Below are 13,723 nucleotides of genomic sequence, written 5' to 3'. Positions count from 1 at the left end.
GCCGGGTCCTCAGGAAAGCCGGATGCGAGGATTGAGAAGGGCATAGCCGATGTCCGAGATCAACTGCGTGAGCAGCACGACGATCACCGACACGACCGAGACGGCCAGAAGCAGGTCGATGTCGTTGTTGCCGGCCGCCTCCACGAGAGTCCAGCCGAAGCCCTTGTAGTTGAACAGGGTTTCCACGATGACGACGCCGGTCAGAAGCCAGGGGAACTGAAGCATGATGACCGTGAAGGGGGCGATCAGCGCGTTGCGCAGCGCATGGCGCAGCACCACGGCCCCGAAGCTCACGCCCTTGAGCCGCGCGGTGCGGATGTATTGCGAGGTCATCACCTCGGCCATGGAGGCCCGCGTCATCCGGGCGATGTAGCCCATGCCGTACAGGGCGATGGTCATGACGGGGAGGGTGAAGTTCTGGAAGGTGATCGCGTCCATCGCAGAGGTCGCCGATCCGTTGAACCAGCGCAGCCCCACGGCCGAGGAGGAGAACACCGCGATGAACACCACGCCCGAGACGTATTCGGGCGTCGCGGTGGTCAGGATCGCGCCGGTGGAGAGCACCCGGTCCGTGCGCGATCCCTCGCGCATGCCCGCCACGATCCCCACCAGCAGCGCGCCGGGCACCATGACGAGCATGACCCAGCCCATGAGCGCGCCCGTGAGCGCGAGGCCCCGCAGGATCACCTCGGACACGTCGCGGCGGAACACGCGCGAGAAGCCCCAGTCGCCCTGGAGGACGCCGCAGAAGGCCGGCGCTTCCTCGGGGGTCTCTCCGGGCCCGAGGCAGCGGCCCCGCCAGGTGCCGTCGGCCTCCTGCCGGGTCCAGCCGGGGGCGACGCCGAGCCACTGGGCGTAACGCAGCAGGACCGGCTCGGCATAGCCGTTGCGCTCGAGCCAGGAGGCCACTTCGGCATCGCTGATGCGGCTGCCCGCCTCGCTCCGGGCGATCTTCTCGAGATTGGGGCCGATATTGGTCAGCCAGAACACGATGAAGGTGAGGCAGAGCGCCGTCACCAGCATCGTCGCGATCCGCACGAGGATGAAACGCGCCATGGCGGCTCCCTAGAGCCGGGTCGGGCGGGTCGCCCGGACGTCGGGGCGGCGCGCCGGGCGCCGCCCCCCGCAGGTGCAGAATGCCGTCAGGACTCCATCCACCACTTGTAATGATGATGCTCGAAGGTCGGGTGCTTGTCCGCGCCGTGCACGCCGGGACGGACATGCCGGTAGAGCGAGCGCCAGTAGGGCTGGATCAGCACGCCCTCGTCCAGCATGATCTGCTGGAGCCGCGCCATCACCTCGCGCCGGGCATCCGCGTCGGCGATGGCGTTGGCCTCGGCCAGCAGGGCGTCGAACTCGGCATTGGAGAAGGCCGTCTCGTTCCATGCCACGCCCGACTTGTAGGCGAGGTTGAGAATCTGCACCCCGAGCGGTCGCATGTTCCATTCGGTCGCGCTGAACGGATACTTGGTCCAGTCGTTCCAGAAGGTGGACCCCGGCAGCACGGTCCGGCGCACGGTGAAGCCCGCGTCGCGCATCTGCGCCGCCACCGCGTCGCAGGTGGCCGCCTGCCACGAATCGTCGAGCGAGATCAGCTCGAATTCGGTGTCGGCGTGGCCCGCCTCCTCCATCAGCGCGCGCGCGGCGGCCGGGTCCGGCGGCTCGTTGATGCCGGGAGCGTATTCGGGATGGATGGGGCAGACATGGTGGTTCTCGGCCACCTCCCCCAGTCCGTTGTAGCCCAGTTCCAGCACCACGTTGTTGTCCACGGCAAGCTGGATCGCGTTGCGCACGCGCACGTCGTCGTAGGGTTCGGCCGCCTGGTGGAAGCGCACCGCGAGCGTCGCCGCGGTCACCGCCTCGGACTTCTCCCAGCCGATCGAGTCGAAGATGTCGATGAAGTCGCCCGTGGTCTGGTAGGTGGCGTCGATCTCGCCCGATTCGGCGGCGGCGAGGGTGGCGGCCGGGTCGGTGCCGTAGTCGATGTACTCGATCCGGTCGAGCCAAGGCCCGCCATAGACCTCGGTTCCCCACCAGACGTGATCGGGGTTGCGCACGAGGACCTGCCGGACCCCGACCTCGTTGACCTCGGGCAGCCAGGCGCCGGTGCCGATCGGGTTCGCCGCCGGGTCCTCGCCGTTGTAGGATCTGTGAACGACGGCAGCGGGATAGTCGGCCATGTTCACGACCAGCGCGATGTCCGGCGCGGAGGCGTGCAGGCGCACGGTATGGTCGTCCACGACCTCCACCGCATCCTCGCGCATCTGGTTCGTGCCCTCCACGTCGCGCAACACGTCGAAGCGCGCCGCCATCGAGTTGCCCTCGGCCGTGCCGTCGCACCAGCGGCGCAGGTTGTGGACGACGTCCTCGGCGGTGAAGTCGTCGCCGTTGTTCCACTTGACGCCGCGCCGCAGGTTCAGCGTCCAGACGGTTGCATCCTCGTTGGCTTCCCACGATTCGAGGAGCATCCCGCGGAGCGAGCCGTCCTTCTGGTATTCCACCATGTAGTCGAGCCAGCCGCGGCAGAAGTTCGCATGCTCCGACCAGTCCCAGGTGCGGGGGTCCTTGGTCGGACGCAGTTCCATCTGCATCCTGAGCGTGCCGCCCGGCTGCGGGGTGGGCCCTTCCTGCGCGGCGGCCGGGGCCGGCAGTCCGATGAGGCCGTAGGCCGCAGGGATCGACACGCCGAGCGCGGTGGCGCGGGTCAGGAACTCCCTCCGGCTGAGCGTTCCGGCGCGAACCTCGTCCGCATACATGAGCGCTGCCGGATGCGGCGCAGCACACGTCGTCGTCTCGGTCATCCTCTCAACTCCCTTGTCCCGAACCGGACGGTTCGATCCTTGGCGGCCCGGGGCCGCATCTCCCCGGTCATTGGGCACGGTGGAGCGCGCTGCGTCAATGACCGGAATCGACTCCTCCCGGCCCGCTCACGGCACCGGGACGGAGGGATCGAGGGCGATCCAGTCGGCCATGCGGCCCCGGAACCAGGTCCGCTGGCGCTTGGCATAGCGGCGCGTGGCCAGGATGGCGGCGGCGCGGGCCTCGGGCAGGGTGAGGCGGCCGAGGAGATGCGCGCGCAGCTCGGCCGCGCCGAGGACGCGGAAGGCCGGCGCCCGCTCGCGCCAGAGCGGCAGGTTGGCGCGCACCTCCTCGATCGCGCCGCCCTCCAGCATGGCGTCGAACCGCGCGGCGATGCGCGCGTCGAGCCAGGCGACCGGCGGCCGCAGGACGAGCCGGGTCGCGCGGTCGGGCGGCAGGAGGGGGGGCGGGGTCTCGGCCTGCCACTCGGCCAGGCCGCGCCCCGTGGCGCGCAGCACCTCCCAGGCTCGCTGGACGCGGGCCCGGTTGTTCGGGTCGAGCCCGGCGCGGGTGCGCGCGTCGAGCCCGTCGAGCAGCGACGCCAGGTCGAGCCGGTCCGCCTCGGCCCGCACTTCGGAGGGCACGGGGGGCACGGGGGCCAGGCCTTCCGTCAGCGCGGACAGGTAGAGCCCGGTGCCCCCCACCACGATCGGCCTGCGCGGCCCGTCGAGCAGCGGGGCCAGCTCGCGCAGCCAGCGGCCGACCGAATAGCTCTCGTCCATGGCGACATGGCCGAAGAGGGCGTGGGGAACCGCCGCCTCCTCGGCCGGCGAGGGCCGCGCGGTCAGCACGCGCCAGCCGGCATAGACCTGCAGAGCGTCCGCGTTGACCACGACCCCGCCGCCGGTCCGGGCCAGATGCAGGGCCAGGGCCGACTTGCCCGAGGCGGTCGGCCCCGCGATCAGCACCGGACGGTCGGGGGGAACGTCGCGCAGGTCCATGGGGTCAGCGTGTTGCGTCGGCTGTCCTCTTGGGACAATGGTCCGCGCGACCGAAGCGGGCGGAGGCAGGACCATGACCGAAAGCGGATCGAGCGAGGCCGCTGCCTTGCGGCAGCCGGTGCCCGGAGCGGCGGACGGCGCGCCGCGCTTCCGCCGGGTCATGCTCAAGATCAGCGGCGAGGCGCTGATGGGCGATCAGGGCTACGGGCTGCACCCGCCCACGGTCCAGCGCATCGCCGCCGAGGTCAAGGCCGTGCGCGACATGGGCGTGGAGGTCTGCATGGTGATCGGGGGCGGCAACATCTTCCGCGGGCTGCAGGGCAGCGCGCAGGGGATGGAGCGGACCACGGCCGACTACATGGGGATGCTGGCCACGGTGATGAACGCGCTCGCCATGCAGTCCGCGCTGGAGGGGATGGGCGTCTTCACGCGCGTCATCAGCGCGATCCCCATGGACCAGGTCTGCGAGCCCTATATCCGCCGCCGCGCGGTGCGCCATCTCGAGAAGAAGCGCGTCTGCATCTTCGCCGCCGGCACGGGCAATCCCTATTTCACCACCGACACGGCGGCGACGTTGCGAGCCTCGGAAATGGGTTGCGAGGCGATCTTCAAGGGCACCAAGGTGGACGGGGTCTATGACAAGGACCCCAAGCAGCACCCCGACGCCCGCCGTTTCGAGCAGGTCGGCTACACGGAGGTGCTGGCCAAGAACCTGGGCGTGATGGACGCCTCGGCCATCGCGCTGGCGCGCGACAACAACCTGCCCATCATCGTCTTCTCGCTGGACGAGCCGGGCGGGTTCAAGGGGGTCCTCCAGGGGCAGGGCACCTATACCGTCGTGCAGGGCTGACGCCTGCCCGGCGCCCCGGGGCGGAGCGGCGCGGGAGAGGCCGCAAGGGCCTTGATCGGCCAAGCGGATGCGTCACATTGACGGTCGGGTGACGCAGGCGGGAGGACCGGGGCCGTGGCGACCCTGCGGGAGTTCGAGGAGGCCCTGCGCGCGCAGGGGATGAAGGGCGCCCTGCGCATCCTGGACAAGCTGAGGCAGCGCGACCGCCTCCGGCGCGAGGCCGCGGCCGCGCCGCGCCGGGTGGCCGGCCAGCGGATGACGCCGGCGCTCGCCCGGCGCATTCTCGAGATGCACCGCACCACCGCCATGACCCAGCAGGAGATCGCCTTCGCGCTGGGCGTCAACCAGGGTCGCGTCAACGAGGTTGTCAAGCACGGCAAGTGGTTGAGCGGCGATCCTCAGGCACCGGAGGCGCGGGAGAGGGACCGGGCGCTGGCGCGTGCGAGGGGCGGAGACCGGGGTCGGCCGCGGCCGGGCCGGGCGGCCGCCGCCTCGCCTCCGGCGGCGGGCGGAACCGACGGGCAGCTGTCCCTGTTCTGAGGCGGCCGGTTCCGGTGCGGCATCGCTCCGGCAGCCGCTTGCGGAAAGGGGCGCCGTTCCGGCAGGGCACCTATACAAGCCCGCGCCTCTGTGCCTAAACAGGCCCGCGACCGTGACGGGACCACGAGCAGGACCATGGCCGACGACTTCGAACTCGACACCGACGATCTCCAGCGCCGGATGGAAGGAGCGATCCAGAACCTGCGCACCGAGTTCGCGAGCCTGCGCACGGGGCGGGCTTCGGGGGCGATGCTGGAGCCCATCCAGGTCGAGGCCTACGGCCAGATGACGCCGATCAACCAGCTGGGCACGATCAACGTCCCCGAGCCGCGGATGGTCACGATCAACGTCTGGGACCGCGGGATGGTGTCCAAGGTCGAGAAGGCGATCCGCGACAGCGGGCTGGGGATCAATCCCCAGACCAACGGCACGATCATCATGCTGCCCATCCCCGAACTGAACGAGGAGCGCCGGCGCGAGCTGACCAAGGTCGCGGCCAGCTATGCCGAGCACGCCCGGGTGGCCATCCGCAACCTGCGGCGCGAGGGGATGGACGACGTCAAGAAGGCCAAGGCCAAGGGTCTTTCGGAAGACGATGCCAAGTTCTGGGAGAACGAGGTCCAGGAGCTGACCGACCGCTTCATCCGGCAGGTGGACCAGGCGCTCGAAGCCAAGCAGGCCGAGATCATGCAGGTCTGACGGGGGAGACCCGACCATGTCCGACACCGAGGCCCCCGGCCCGCGCCACGTCGCCATCATCATGGACGGCAACGGGCGCTGGGCGCAGATGCGCGGCCGCCCGCGGCTCTGGGGCCACCATGCCGGGGCGCGCCGCGTGCGCGAGATCGTCGAGGCCTGTCCGGCCCTGGGCGTGCGCTACCTGACCATCTTCGCCTTCTCCACGGAGAACTGGAAGCGCACGCAGGCGGAGGTGGCCGGGCTGATGTCGCTGTTTCGCCGCTACATCCAGCGGGAGGCGCAGGAGCTGTTCCAGGCGGGCGTCCGCGTGCGCTTCATCGGCGACCGCATCAAGCTCGAGCCGCGCCTCGTCGCGCTGATGGACGAGCTGGAACTGCTGACGGCGGGCAACGACGCGCTGCACCTGACGGTGGCGCTGAACTATGGCGGCCGGGACGAGGTGACGCGGGCCGCGCGCCGGCTCGCCTACGAGATCGAGCAGGGGCGGCTGTCGCACCGCGACGTGGACGCCGAGACGCTGGCGCGGTTTCTCGACACCCACGTGCTGCCCGACCCGGACCTGGTGATCCGCACCTCGGGCGAGGCGCGGATCTCCAACTTCCTGCTGTGGCAGTCGGCCTATGCCGAGTATGAGTTCGTGGACACGCTGTGGCCGGACTTCACGGCGGCCGAGTTCGCGCGCATCGTCGGCGCCTTCGGCCGGCGCGAGCGACGGTTCGGGGCCGTCAGGGCCTGAGCGTGGACTCCGCCCCTCCACCGGTCGATCCCCGCTGGGCCGACCTGCGGCCCCGGGCCTGGTCGGCGGCGGGCATGATCCTTGCGGGCAGCGCAGCGGTGATCGCGGGCGGCGTCTGGTTCCAGATGGCCGCCGTCTTTGTCACCGCCGTGATGGTCTGGGAGATCTGGACCATGATCGAGCCCACGCGGCCGACGCCGGGAATGCTGCTCGCGGCGCTGGTCGCGAGCGTGATGAGCGGTCAGCTCACCGTGCAGGAGCCCTGGGGCCTGCTGCTCTTTCTCGTGGCGCCCGTCGCGGGGCTCGTCGCGCTGCGGCGCGAGAGGGGAATGTGGTTCGCCTTCGCGCTGGGGGTGCAGGTGGCGGGCTGGGGCCTCGTGGCCTTCCGGGCCGAGCACGGATTCCTGTGGATCCTGTGGCTGATCGGGGTCGTGGTCGTGACGGACGTGGCCGGCTATTTCGTCGGCCGCCTGGTCGGCGGACCCAAGTTCTGGCCGCGCGTCAGCCCCAAGAAGACCTGGAGCGGGACGGCCGCGGGGTGGATCGGCGCCGCCCTCGTCGGGCTGATCGCCCATGCGCTGACGCGGGTCGGGCCCGAGATCGTGCCGCTGTCGATCCTGCTCTCCGTCGCGTCCCAATGGGGCGACATCGCCGAATCGGCGCTCAAGCGGCGGGTGGGGGTCAAGGACGCCTCGCAGCTGATCCCCGGCCACGGGGGGATGCTGGACCGGTTCGACGCGATGCTGGGGGCGTCGCTCTTCATGCTGGCCTTCAGCGCCGTGCTGGGGGTGCCGGGGATGGCGCGGTGAGAACGGTCACGGTCCTGGGCTCGACCGGCAGCATCGGCTGCGCGACGCTGGACCTGCTCGGCCGCGCGCCGGGGGCCTTCGCGGTCGAGGCGCTGACGGGCGCGGGCAACGTCGCGCTGCTGGCCGAGCAGGCGGTGGCGCACCGCGCGCGGCTGGCCGTGACCGCGCGGCCCGACCTCTATGCCGAGCTGCGCGAGCGGCTGGCCGGCACCGGCATCGAGGCCGCGGCCGGACCCGAGGCCGTGGCCGAGGCCGCCGCGCGCCCCGCCGACTGGACCATGGGCGCCATCGTGGGGGCGGCGGGGCTGGTCCCCTCGCTCGAGGTGGTGCGGCGGGGCGGCACGCTCGCGCTCGCCAACAAGGAGACGCTGGTGGCGGCGGGGCGGCTGGTGATGGCCGAGGCGCGCCGCCACGGCGCCGCCATCCTGCCCGTGGACAGCGAGCATTCCGGCCTGTTCCAGGCGCTGCGGGGCGAGCGCGCCGAGGAGGTGGAGCGGCTGATCCTGACCGCCTCGGGCGGGGCGTTCCGGGACTGGCCGCTCGAGCGGCTGGTCCATGCCACCGTCGAGGAGGCGAGCACGCATCCGAACTGGGCCATGGGGCAGCGGATCACGGTCGATTCGGCCTCCATGTTCAACAAGGCGCTGGAGGTGATCGAGGCGCACGAGCTGTTCGGCCTGCCGCCCGACCGCATCGAGGTGCTGATCCACCCCGAATCGCTGGTCCACGCGCTGGTGGGGTTCCGCGACGGGGGACTGATCGCGCATCTGGGCGCGCCGGACATGCGCCACGCGATCGGCTTCGCGCTCTATCACCCCGCGCGCGAGGCGCTGCCCGTCGAGCGGCTGGACCTCGCGCAGGTGGGGCGGCTCACCTTCCGCGAACCCGATGCGGCGCGCTATCCGGCGCTCGGCCTCGCGCGGGCGGCGATGGAGGCGGGGGGGCTCATGGGCGCGGCCTTCAACGCCGCCAAGGAGGCGGCGCTGGACGCCTTCCTGGCACGGACGATCCGGTTCACGGACATGGCCCGCGTGGTGGAGGAGGCGCTCGACCGCCTCTCTGGCGCCGGCGCGCTGCCGTCCTTATGTCGCAGCGGGGACATCCCCCGGCTGGAGGATGTGCTGGAGGCCGACCGGCTGGCCCGCGAGACGGCTCGCGAGCTGGTCGCGGCGATGGGAGAGGACGCATGAGAACGGCAGGCTGGAACAGGGGCGACGGGGCGGGGCGGCGGCGATGGGCCGGCCTGGCCGGTGCGCTGTTCGTGGTCAGCCTTCTCCTGTGGTCGCTCGTCTCCGCGCCCGTGCGGCTTCTGGAGGCGGAGGGCGTGACCGGCCACGCCTCGGTGCTGTCGCTCCAGGCGGGGCCGGGCAGCGGCACGCCCATGGTGGAGGTGCTGTTCGCCGGCCCCGAGGGCGAGGGCGTGCGCGCGCGGGTCGCCGTCTCGGCCGCCTTTCATGCGGGTCTGCAGGTCGGCGGAGAGGTGCCGGTGCGCTTTGCCGCCTCCGATCCCGCCATCGTGGAACTGGAACCCGGCGCGCTCGCGCGGCCGGCGCGGATGGCCGGCTGGCTCGTCCTCCTGGCCGGGCTGGCCTTCGGAATCGCCCTGCTGCGGGCGGTCCGTCCGCGTCCGGGCCGGACCGCGGCGGAGGCCTGAGCGGTGGACGGCCTGATCCCCCAGTTCGGCGGCGTGGCCTTCACGCTGGTGGCCTTCGTCGTCGCCCTGTCGATCATCGTCGCGGTGCACGAATACGGCCACTACATCGTCGGCCGCTGGAGCGGCATCAAGGCCGAGGTGTTCTCCATCGGCTTCGGGCCGGTGCTGCTTTCGCGCACCGACCGGCACGGGACGCGCTGGCAGATCGCGGCGCTGCCCTTCGGCGGCTATGTCAAGTTCCTGGGCGATGCCAATGCCGCGTCCTACGGGGGCGACGAGTCGCGCGTGCCGCGCGGCGAGCGGCGCCACACGATGCTGGGCGCGCCGCTCTGGGCGCGATCGGCCACGGTCGCGGCCGGTCCGGCGGCCAATTTCCTGCTCTCGGTGCTGCTGTTCCTGGTCCTGATCCTGGGGCAGGGCCGGCCGGTCGATCCCCTGACCGTCCGCACGCTGGCGCCCCTGCCGCCGATCTACGAGCAGGGCCTGCAGCCGGGCGACCAGATCCTGGCGGTGGCCGGCCAGCCGGTGCGCGCGGGCGAGGGACTAGCGGCCGACCGGGCCGCCCTGCCCGACGGGCCGGTGGTGGACTACACGATCCGCCGCGACGGCGCCGAGATGGTCGTGCCGGGGCCCCATCCCTTTCCCACCCTGGCCGGCGCGGTAAGCCCCGACAGCGCCGCCTGGGCGGCGGGGCTGCGCGCGGGCGACGTCATCACCGCGATGAACGGGCAGCCCGTGTGGTCGTTCGATCAGCTGGTGGAGGCCGTGACCGCCTCGCAGGGGGCGGCGCTGACACTGCGCGTCTGGCGCGCGGGCGAGGAGCGCGAGGTCACGCTGCTGCCACGCCGGACCGACCTGCCGCTGCCCGAAGGGGGCTTCGAGACGCGCTGGCTGATCGGCGTCACGGGCGGGACCTTCTTCGAGCCGGTGACCGAGACCCCCGGCCTGCTGGAGGCCGCGGGCGACGCGGTGGCGCAACTGTGGTTCATCATCACCCGTTCGCTGTCGGGCATCGCGCACATGATCACGGGCGCCATCTCGACCTGCAACCTCTCGGGTCCGGTGGGCATCGCCACCACCTCGGGCGCGATGGCCGAACAGGGTCTGACGAGTTTCGTGTTCTTTGTCGCCGTCCTGTCCACCGCCGTGGGACTGATGAACCTGTTTCCCATCCCGATCCTCGACGGGGGCCATCTCGTCTTCCACGCCTGGGAGGCGGTGACGGGCCGGCCGCCGGGCGACAAGGCGCTGCGGGTGCTGATGACGTTCGGCCTGGCCGCGATCCTGACGCTCATGGTCTTTGCGGTCGCCAACGACCTGTTCCTCTGCCCGTGACGGCATTCCGCCCCAATCCGGCCGCAATCCGCCGCTAGGGCGGGGGAAGCCGACCATGGGGGGCGCGATGAACGCGATCATCCGGCAGGGCCGGGGACTCCGGCTGATCCTGAGCCTGAACTTCGACCGGGTCCTGTATCTGGCCACCGTCCTCGGCGCCCTGTGTGCGGGGGCGTGGATCGGGATGCTGGGTCTGTCCTGAGCGTGTGGGGCGGCCTCAGACCGCCACTGGGCCTGCGTTGCTTTTGACAAGCCACGGGCCACCGGCTACGCCTTGAGCGGCAAGACCTGGCGAACAAGGGCGGGCGGTGGACATGAGGGGACAGCAGGGGGGCGCAGCCCGCCGGGCTCTGCGCGGATCGGTGCTGGCGGCGGCGATCCTGGTCGCGGCGGCGCCGCTCGGGGCGCAGACCTACAGCTTCGGCACCGTCCGGGTCGAAGGCAACCAGCTCATCGAGACGGGCACCATCCTGTCGCGCCTCGGGATCGGGCGGGGCGAGACGGTGACGGCCGGCCGGCTCAACGACGCGGCGCAGGCGCTGCGCGCCTCGGGCCTGTTCGAGACGGTCGAGGTGATCCCGCAGGGCTCCACCCTCGTGGTGCGCGTCCGGGAATGGCCGACGATCAACCGCATCGCCTTCGAGGGCAACAGCGTCATCCGGGACGAGCAGCTGGCCGCCGTGGTCGGCTCGATCGAGCGCCGGGTCTATTCGCCCACCCAGGCCGAGCGCGACACCGCCGCCATCGCCGAGGCCTATGCCGCGGCGGGGCGGGTCAACGCGGTCGTGGTGCCGGCGATCATCCGCCGCCCCGACAACCGGGTGGATCTCGTGTTCCAGATCGCCGAGGGCGGCATCACCGAGGTCGAGCGCATTTCCTTTGTCGGCAACCGCTCCTTCTCGGACCGGCGGCTGCGCAGCGTGCTCCAGACCCGTCAGGCGGGGCTCCTGCGGGCGATCATCCGGGCGGACACCTTTGTGGCCGAGCGGATCGAGTTCGACCGGCAGGCGCTGGTGGACTTCTACCGCTCGCGCGGGTTCGCCGATGCGCGCGTGACGGATGTGGACGTCAACCTGACGCGTGAGCGCGACGCCTACCTCATCACCTTCTCGGTCGAGGAGGGCCAGCGCTTCCAGTTCGGTGACGTGCAGGTGACGAGCGCCATTCCGGAGGCCAACCCCGAGACGTTCCGCCAGGTCGTCCGCGTGCAGCCGGGGCAGATCTACTCGCCCGCCACGATCGACGCGGACATCGCGCGGATCGAGGCCCTGGCGCTGCGGCAGGGCATTCCGTTCCTGCGGGTGGAGCCCCGCATCACGCGCGATCCCCGCGGCCTGCTGCTCAACATCGAATACGCGCTGGTCCCCGGCGAGCGGATCTTCGTCGAGCGCATCGACATCGAGGGCAACGCGACCACGCTCGACCGTGTGATCCGGTCGCAGTTCCGCACCGCCGAGGGCGACCCGTTCAACCCGCGCGAGATCCGCGAATCCGCCGAGCGCATCCGCGCGCTGGGCTACTTCTCCGACGCGGAGGTGACGGCCCGGCAGGGGAGCAATCCCGACCAGGTGGTGATCGATGTCAACGTGACCGAGCAGCCCACGGGGTCGCTGTCCTTCGGGGCCAACTATTCCACCGATACCGGCGTGTCGCTGGTGGCGCAGTTCGCCGAGGAGAACTTCCTCGGCCGCGGGCAGCGGCTCAACTTCAACCTGCAATGGGGGCAGGACAACCAGCTTCTGACCTTCCGCTTCGCGGAGCCGCAGTTCCTCAACCGCGATCTCGTCGGCGCGCTCGACTTCAGCTATCGGACGACCCAGCGCGCTGGGACGCTCTACGACACGGATACGTTCCGGTTCTCGCCCTCCCTCACCTTCCCGGTCAGCGAGAACGGACGCCTCCAGACCTTCTATGCGCTGGAGTTCACCGACATCACCAATGTCGCCGAGGGCACAACCGACCCCGACACGGGCGAGGTCCGCGGCCGCGCGAGCCAGCTCATCTTCGACGAGGCTGCCGAGGGGGGCGAGTGGACCAACGCGCTGGGCTATACCTATACCTGGGACAGCCGGCGCACGAACATCGACACGCCCACCAACTTCACCTTCCGGCTGGGGCAGGAATTCGGCGTGGGCGAGGACTCGACCTTCATCCGTTCGACCGGCCTCGCCTCGGCCGAGACGCGGGTGTTCGGCGAGGACATCACCCTGCGGGCCAGCCTGGAGGGCGGCTATCTCCACTACATCGACGGGGCGAGCCGGGTGACGGACCGCTTCTTTCTCGGCAGCCGGACCTTTCGCGGCTTCCGGCGGCAGGGGATCGGGCCGCGCGATGCGGAGACCGACGACGCGCTGGGCGGCAACGCCTTCGCCGTCCTGCGGCTCGAGACCGAGTTTCCGCTCGGGCTGCCGCAGGAATACGGCATCTCGGGCGGGGCCTTCGTCGATTACGGCTCGGTCTGGGACGTGGGCGACCTGCGCAGCCTCGAGCCCGACGACGTGCTCTACAACGACTTCACGCCGCGGGCGATCGCGGGGGTGTCGCTGTTCTGGACCACGCCCATCGGGCCCTTGCGCTTCAACTTCACGCGGCCGCTGATGGTGGAGGAGCAGGACCGGCCGCAGAACTTCGACATCACGGTGTCCACCCGCTTCTGATGCGCGGCGTCCTCATCCTCGCGGCGGCTCTCGGGGCCTGGTCTCCGCCGCTTCCCGCGCAGGAAGCCGAGCCGCCGCCGCGCGTCGCGGTCCAGAGCCCGGTGCTCACGCTGGACGTGGAGCGCCTGTTCGCCGAGACCCGGTTCGGCCGCCGCATCGAGGCCGACCTGCGCCAGCGCGGCGAGGCGCTCCAGCGCGAGAACGAGGCGCTGGCCGCCGAGCTGACCGCGCGCGAGCGCAGCCTGACCGAGCGGCGCGCGAGCATGGAACCGGAGGCGTTCCGGGCCGAGGCCGACGCCTTCGATCGGGAGGTGCAGCGCATCCGCGCCGAGCAGGACGCCAAGGAGGCCGCGCTGCGCGATGCCGCGGCCGAGGGTCGCCAGACCTTCCTCAACGAGGCCATGCCCATCCTCGCCCGTCTGATGGTGGCGAGCGGCGCGGCCGTGATCCTCGAGCGCCGGTCGGTCTTCCTCGGCGCCGGGGTCGTGGACATCACCGACGAGGCCATCGCCGCGATCGATGCGGCGCTGGGCGACGGGACCGCGGTCGCCCCAGACGACCCCGCTCCCGACGCCCCGACCCCGGACAACCCGACCCCCGACGGCCCGCCGGTCGGAGAGGACAGCGTCCCTTCCCCGTGAAA

14 protein-coding genes are annotated in these 13,723 nt (G+C 71.3%); 11 read left to right on the top strand and 3 right to left on the bottom strand.

What is annotated here, in order from left to right; translation table 11 throughout:
- Positions 1–9 precede the first annotated feature (9 nt).
- The 3 genes from GT358_RS09105 to miaA all read right to left on the bottom strand — a co-directional run bounded on the left by GT358_RS09105 (position 10) and on the right by miaA (position 3,800).
- Positions 10–1,056 carry an ABC transporter permease gene (locus GT358_RS09105; protein WP_166582299.1) on the bottom strand — a complete coding sequence of 349 codons (1,047 nt, stop codon included), beginning with the start codon at positions 1,054–1,056 and terminating at the stop codon, positions 10–12.
- 86 nt (positions 1,057–1,142) lie between these two features.
- On the bottom strand, positions 1,143–2,801 hold the full coding sequence (locus tag GT358_RS09100; RefSeq protein WP_166582298.1) for an ABC transporter substrate-binding protein: 1,659 nt from the start codon (positions 2,799–2,801) through the stop codon (positions 1,143–1,145).
- A 126-nt stretch (positions 2,802–2,927) separates the two neighbouring features.
- Positions 2,928–3,800, bottom strand: a complete 873-nt coding sequence (gene miaA / locus GT358_RS09095) for a tRNA (adenosine(37)-N6)-dimethylallyltransferase MiaA (protein WP_166582297.1) — start codon at positions 3,798–3,800, stop codon at positions 2,928–2,930.
- A gap of 160 nt (positions 3,801–3,960) precedes the next feature.
- On the opposite strand from miaA, the gene pyrH reads away from it, so the two are divergent.
- The 11 genes from pyrH to GT358_RS09045 all read left to right on the top strand — a co-directional run bounded on the left by pyrH (position 3,961) and on the right by GT358_RS09045 (position 13,721).
- Positions 3,961–4,650 carry a UMP kinase gene (gene pyrH / locus GT358_RS09090; RefSeq protein WP_243730814.1) on the top strand — a complete coding sequence of 230 codons (690 nt, stop codon included), beginning with the start codon at positions 3,961–3,963 and terminating at the stop codon, positions 4,648–4,650.
- 114 nt (positions 4,651–4,764) lie between these two features.
- On the top strand, positions 4,765–5,190 hold the full coding sequence (locus tag GT358_RS09085) for an RNA polymerase subunit sigma-70 (RefSeq protein WP_166582295.1): 426 nt from the start codon (positions 4,765–4,767) through the stop codon (positions 5,188–5,190).
- Positions 5,191–5,325: 135 nt separating this feature from the next.
- Positions 5,326–5,889 (top strand): ribosome recycling factor, encoded by a 564-nt coding sequence (gene frr, locus GT358_RS09080; protein WP_166582294.1) that lies wholly within the window; start codon positions 5,326–5,328, stop codon positions 5,887–5,889.
- A 16-nt stretch (positions 5,890–5,905) separates the two neighbouring features.
- Positions 5,906–6,625, top strand: a complete 720-nt coding sequence (gene uppS / locus GT358_RS09075; RefSeq protein WP_166582293.1) for a polyprenyl diphosphate synthase — start codon at positions 5,906–5,908, stop codon at positions 6,623–6,625.
- Positions 6,626–6,627: 2 nt separating this feature from the next.
- Positions 6,628–7,434: a phosphatidate cytidylyltransferase gene (locus GT358_RS09070; RefSeq protein WP_166582292.1), complete on the top strand. Its 807-nt coding sequence runs from the start codon at positions 6,628–6,630 to the stop codon at positions 7,432–7,434.
- Positions 7,431–8,624, top strand: a complete 1,194-nt coding sequence (dxr, locus tag GT358_RS09065) for a 1-deoxy-D-xylulose-5-phosphate reductoisomerase (RefSeq protein WP_166582291.1) — start codon at positions 7,431–7,433, stop codon at positions 8,622–8,624. Before GT358_RS09070 ends, dxr begins: the two co-directional genes overlap by 4 nt.
- The gene (locus GT358_RS09060; protein ID WP_166582290.1) at positions 8,621–9,088 is read left to right on the top strand and encodes a DUF3592 domain-containing protein; all 468 of its coding nucleotides are present in this window, start codon (positions 8,621–8,623) and stop codon (positions 9,086–9,088) included. The genes dxr and GT358_RS09060 overlap by 4 nt, the downstream gene beginning before the upstream one ends.
- Before the next feature lie 3 nt (positions 9,089–9,091).
- On the top strand, positions 9,092–10,423 hold the full coding sequence (gene rseP / locus GT358_RS09055) for an RIP metalloprotease RseP (RefSeq protein ID WP_166582289.1): 1,332 nt from the start codon (positions 9,092–9,094) through the stop codon (positions 10,421–10,423).
- Positions 10,424–10,490: 67 nt separating this feature from the next.
- The gene (locus GT358_RS16835; protein ID WP_256371812.1) at positions 10,491–10,625 is read left to right on the top strand and encodes a hypothetical protein; all 135 of its coding nucleotides are present in this window, start codon (positions 10,491–10,493) and stop codon (positions 10,623–10,625) included.
- A gap of 112 nt (positions 10,626–10,737) precedes the next feature.
- Positions 10,738–13,080, top strand: coding sequence for an outer membrane protein assembly factor BamA (gene bamA, locus GT358_RS09050; protein WP_166582288.1), 2,343 nt, complete (start codon positions 10,738–10,740; stop codon positions 13,078–13,080).
- Entirely contained in the window at positions 13,080–13,721 is a 642-nt protein-coding gene (locus GT358_RS09045) for an OmpH family outer membrane protein (protein WP_166582287.1), read from the top strand. The genes bamA and GT358_RS09045 overlap by 1 nt, the downstream gene beginning before the upstream one ends.
- Positions 13,722–13,723 lie beyond the last annotated feature (2 nt).

Origin of the sequence: Rubellimicrobium sp. CFH 75288, from assembly GCF_009904055.1 — a bacterium.
GTDB lineage: Bacteria > Pseudomonadota > Alphaproteobacteria > Rhodobacterales > Rhodobacteraceae > Rubellimicrobium.
This window is presented reverse-complemented; position numbering and strand designations above follow the sequence as displayed.

Coding starts and splice junctions, on each gene's coding strand:
- GT358_RS09105 (WP_166582299.1), bottom strand. CDS start 1,056: ATGGCGCGTTTCATCCTCGTGCGGATCGCGACGATGCTGGTGACGGCG.
- GT358_RS09100 (WP_166582298.1), bottom strand. CDS start 2,801: ATGACCGAGACGACGACGTGTGCTGCGCCGCATCCGGCAGCGCTCATG.
- miaA (WP_166582297.1), bottom strand. CDS start 3,800: ATGGACCTGCGCGACGTTCCCCCCGACCGTCCGGTGCTGATCGCGGGG.
- pyrH (WP_243730814.1), top strand. CDS start 3,961: ATGCTCAAGATCAGCGGCGAGGCGCTGATGGGCGATCAGGGCTACGGG.
- frr (WP_166582294.1), top strand. CDS start 5,326: ATGGCCGACGACTTCGAACTCGACACCGACGATCTCCAGCGCCGGATG.
- uppS (WP_166582293.1), top strand. CDS start 5,906: ATGTCCGACACCGAGGCCCCCGGCCCGCGCCACGTCGCCATCATCATG.
- GT358_RS09060 (WP_166582290.1), top strand. CDS start 8,621: ATGAGAACGGCAGGCTGGAACAGGGGCGACGGGGCGGGGCGGCGGCGA.
- GT358_RS16835 (WP_256371812.1), top strand. CDS start 10,491: ATGAACGCGATCATCCGGCAGGGCCGGGGACTCCGGCTGATCCTGAGC.
- bamA (WP_166582288.1), top strand. CDS start 10,738: ATGAGGGGACAGCAGGGGGGCGCAGCCCGCCGGGCTCTGCGCGGATCG.
- GT358_RS09045 (WP_166582287.1), top strand. CDS start 13,080: ATGCGCGGCGTCCTCATCCTCGCGGCGGCTCTCGGGGCCTGGTCTCCG.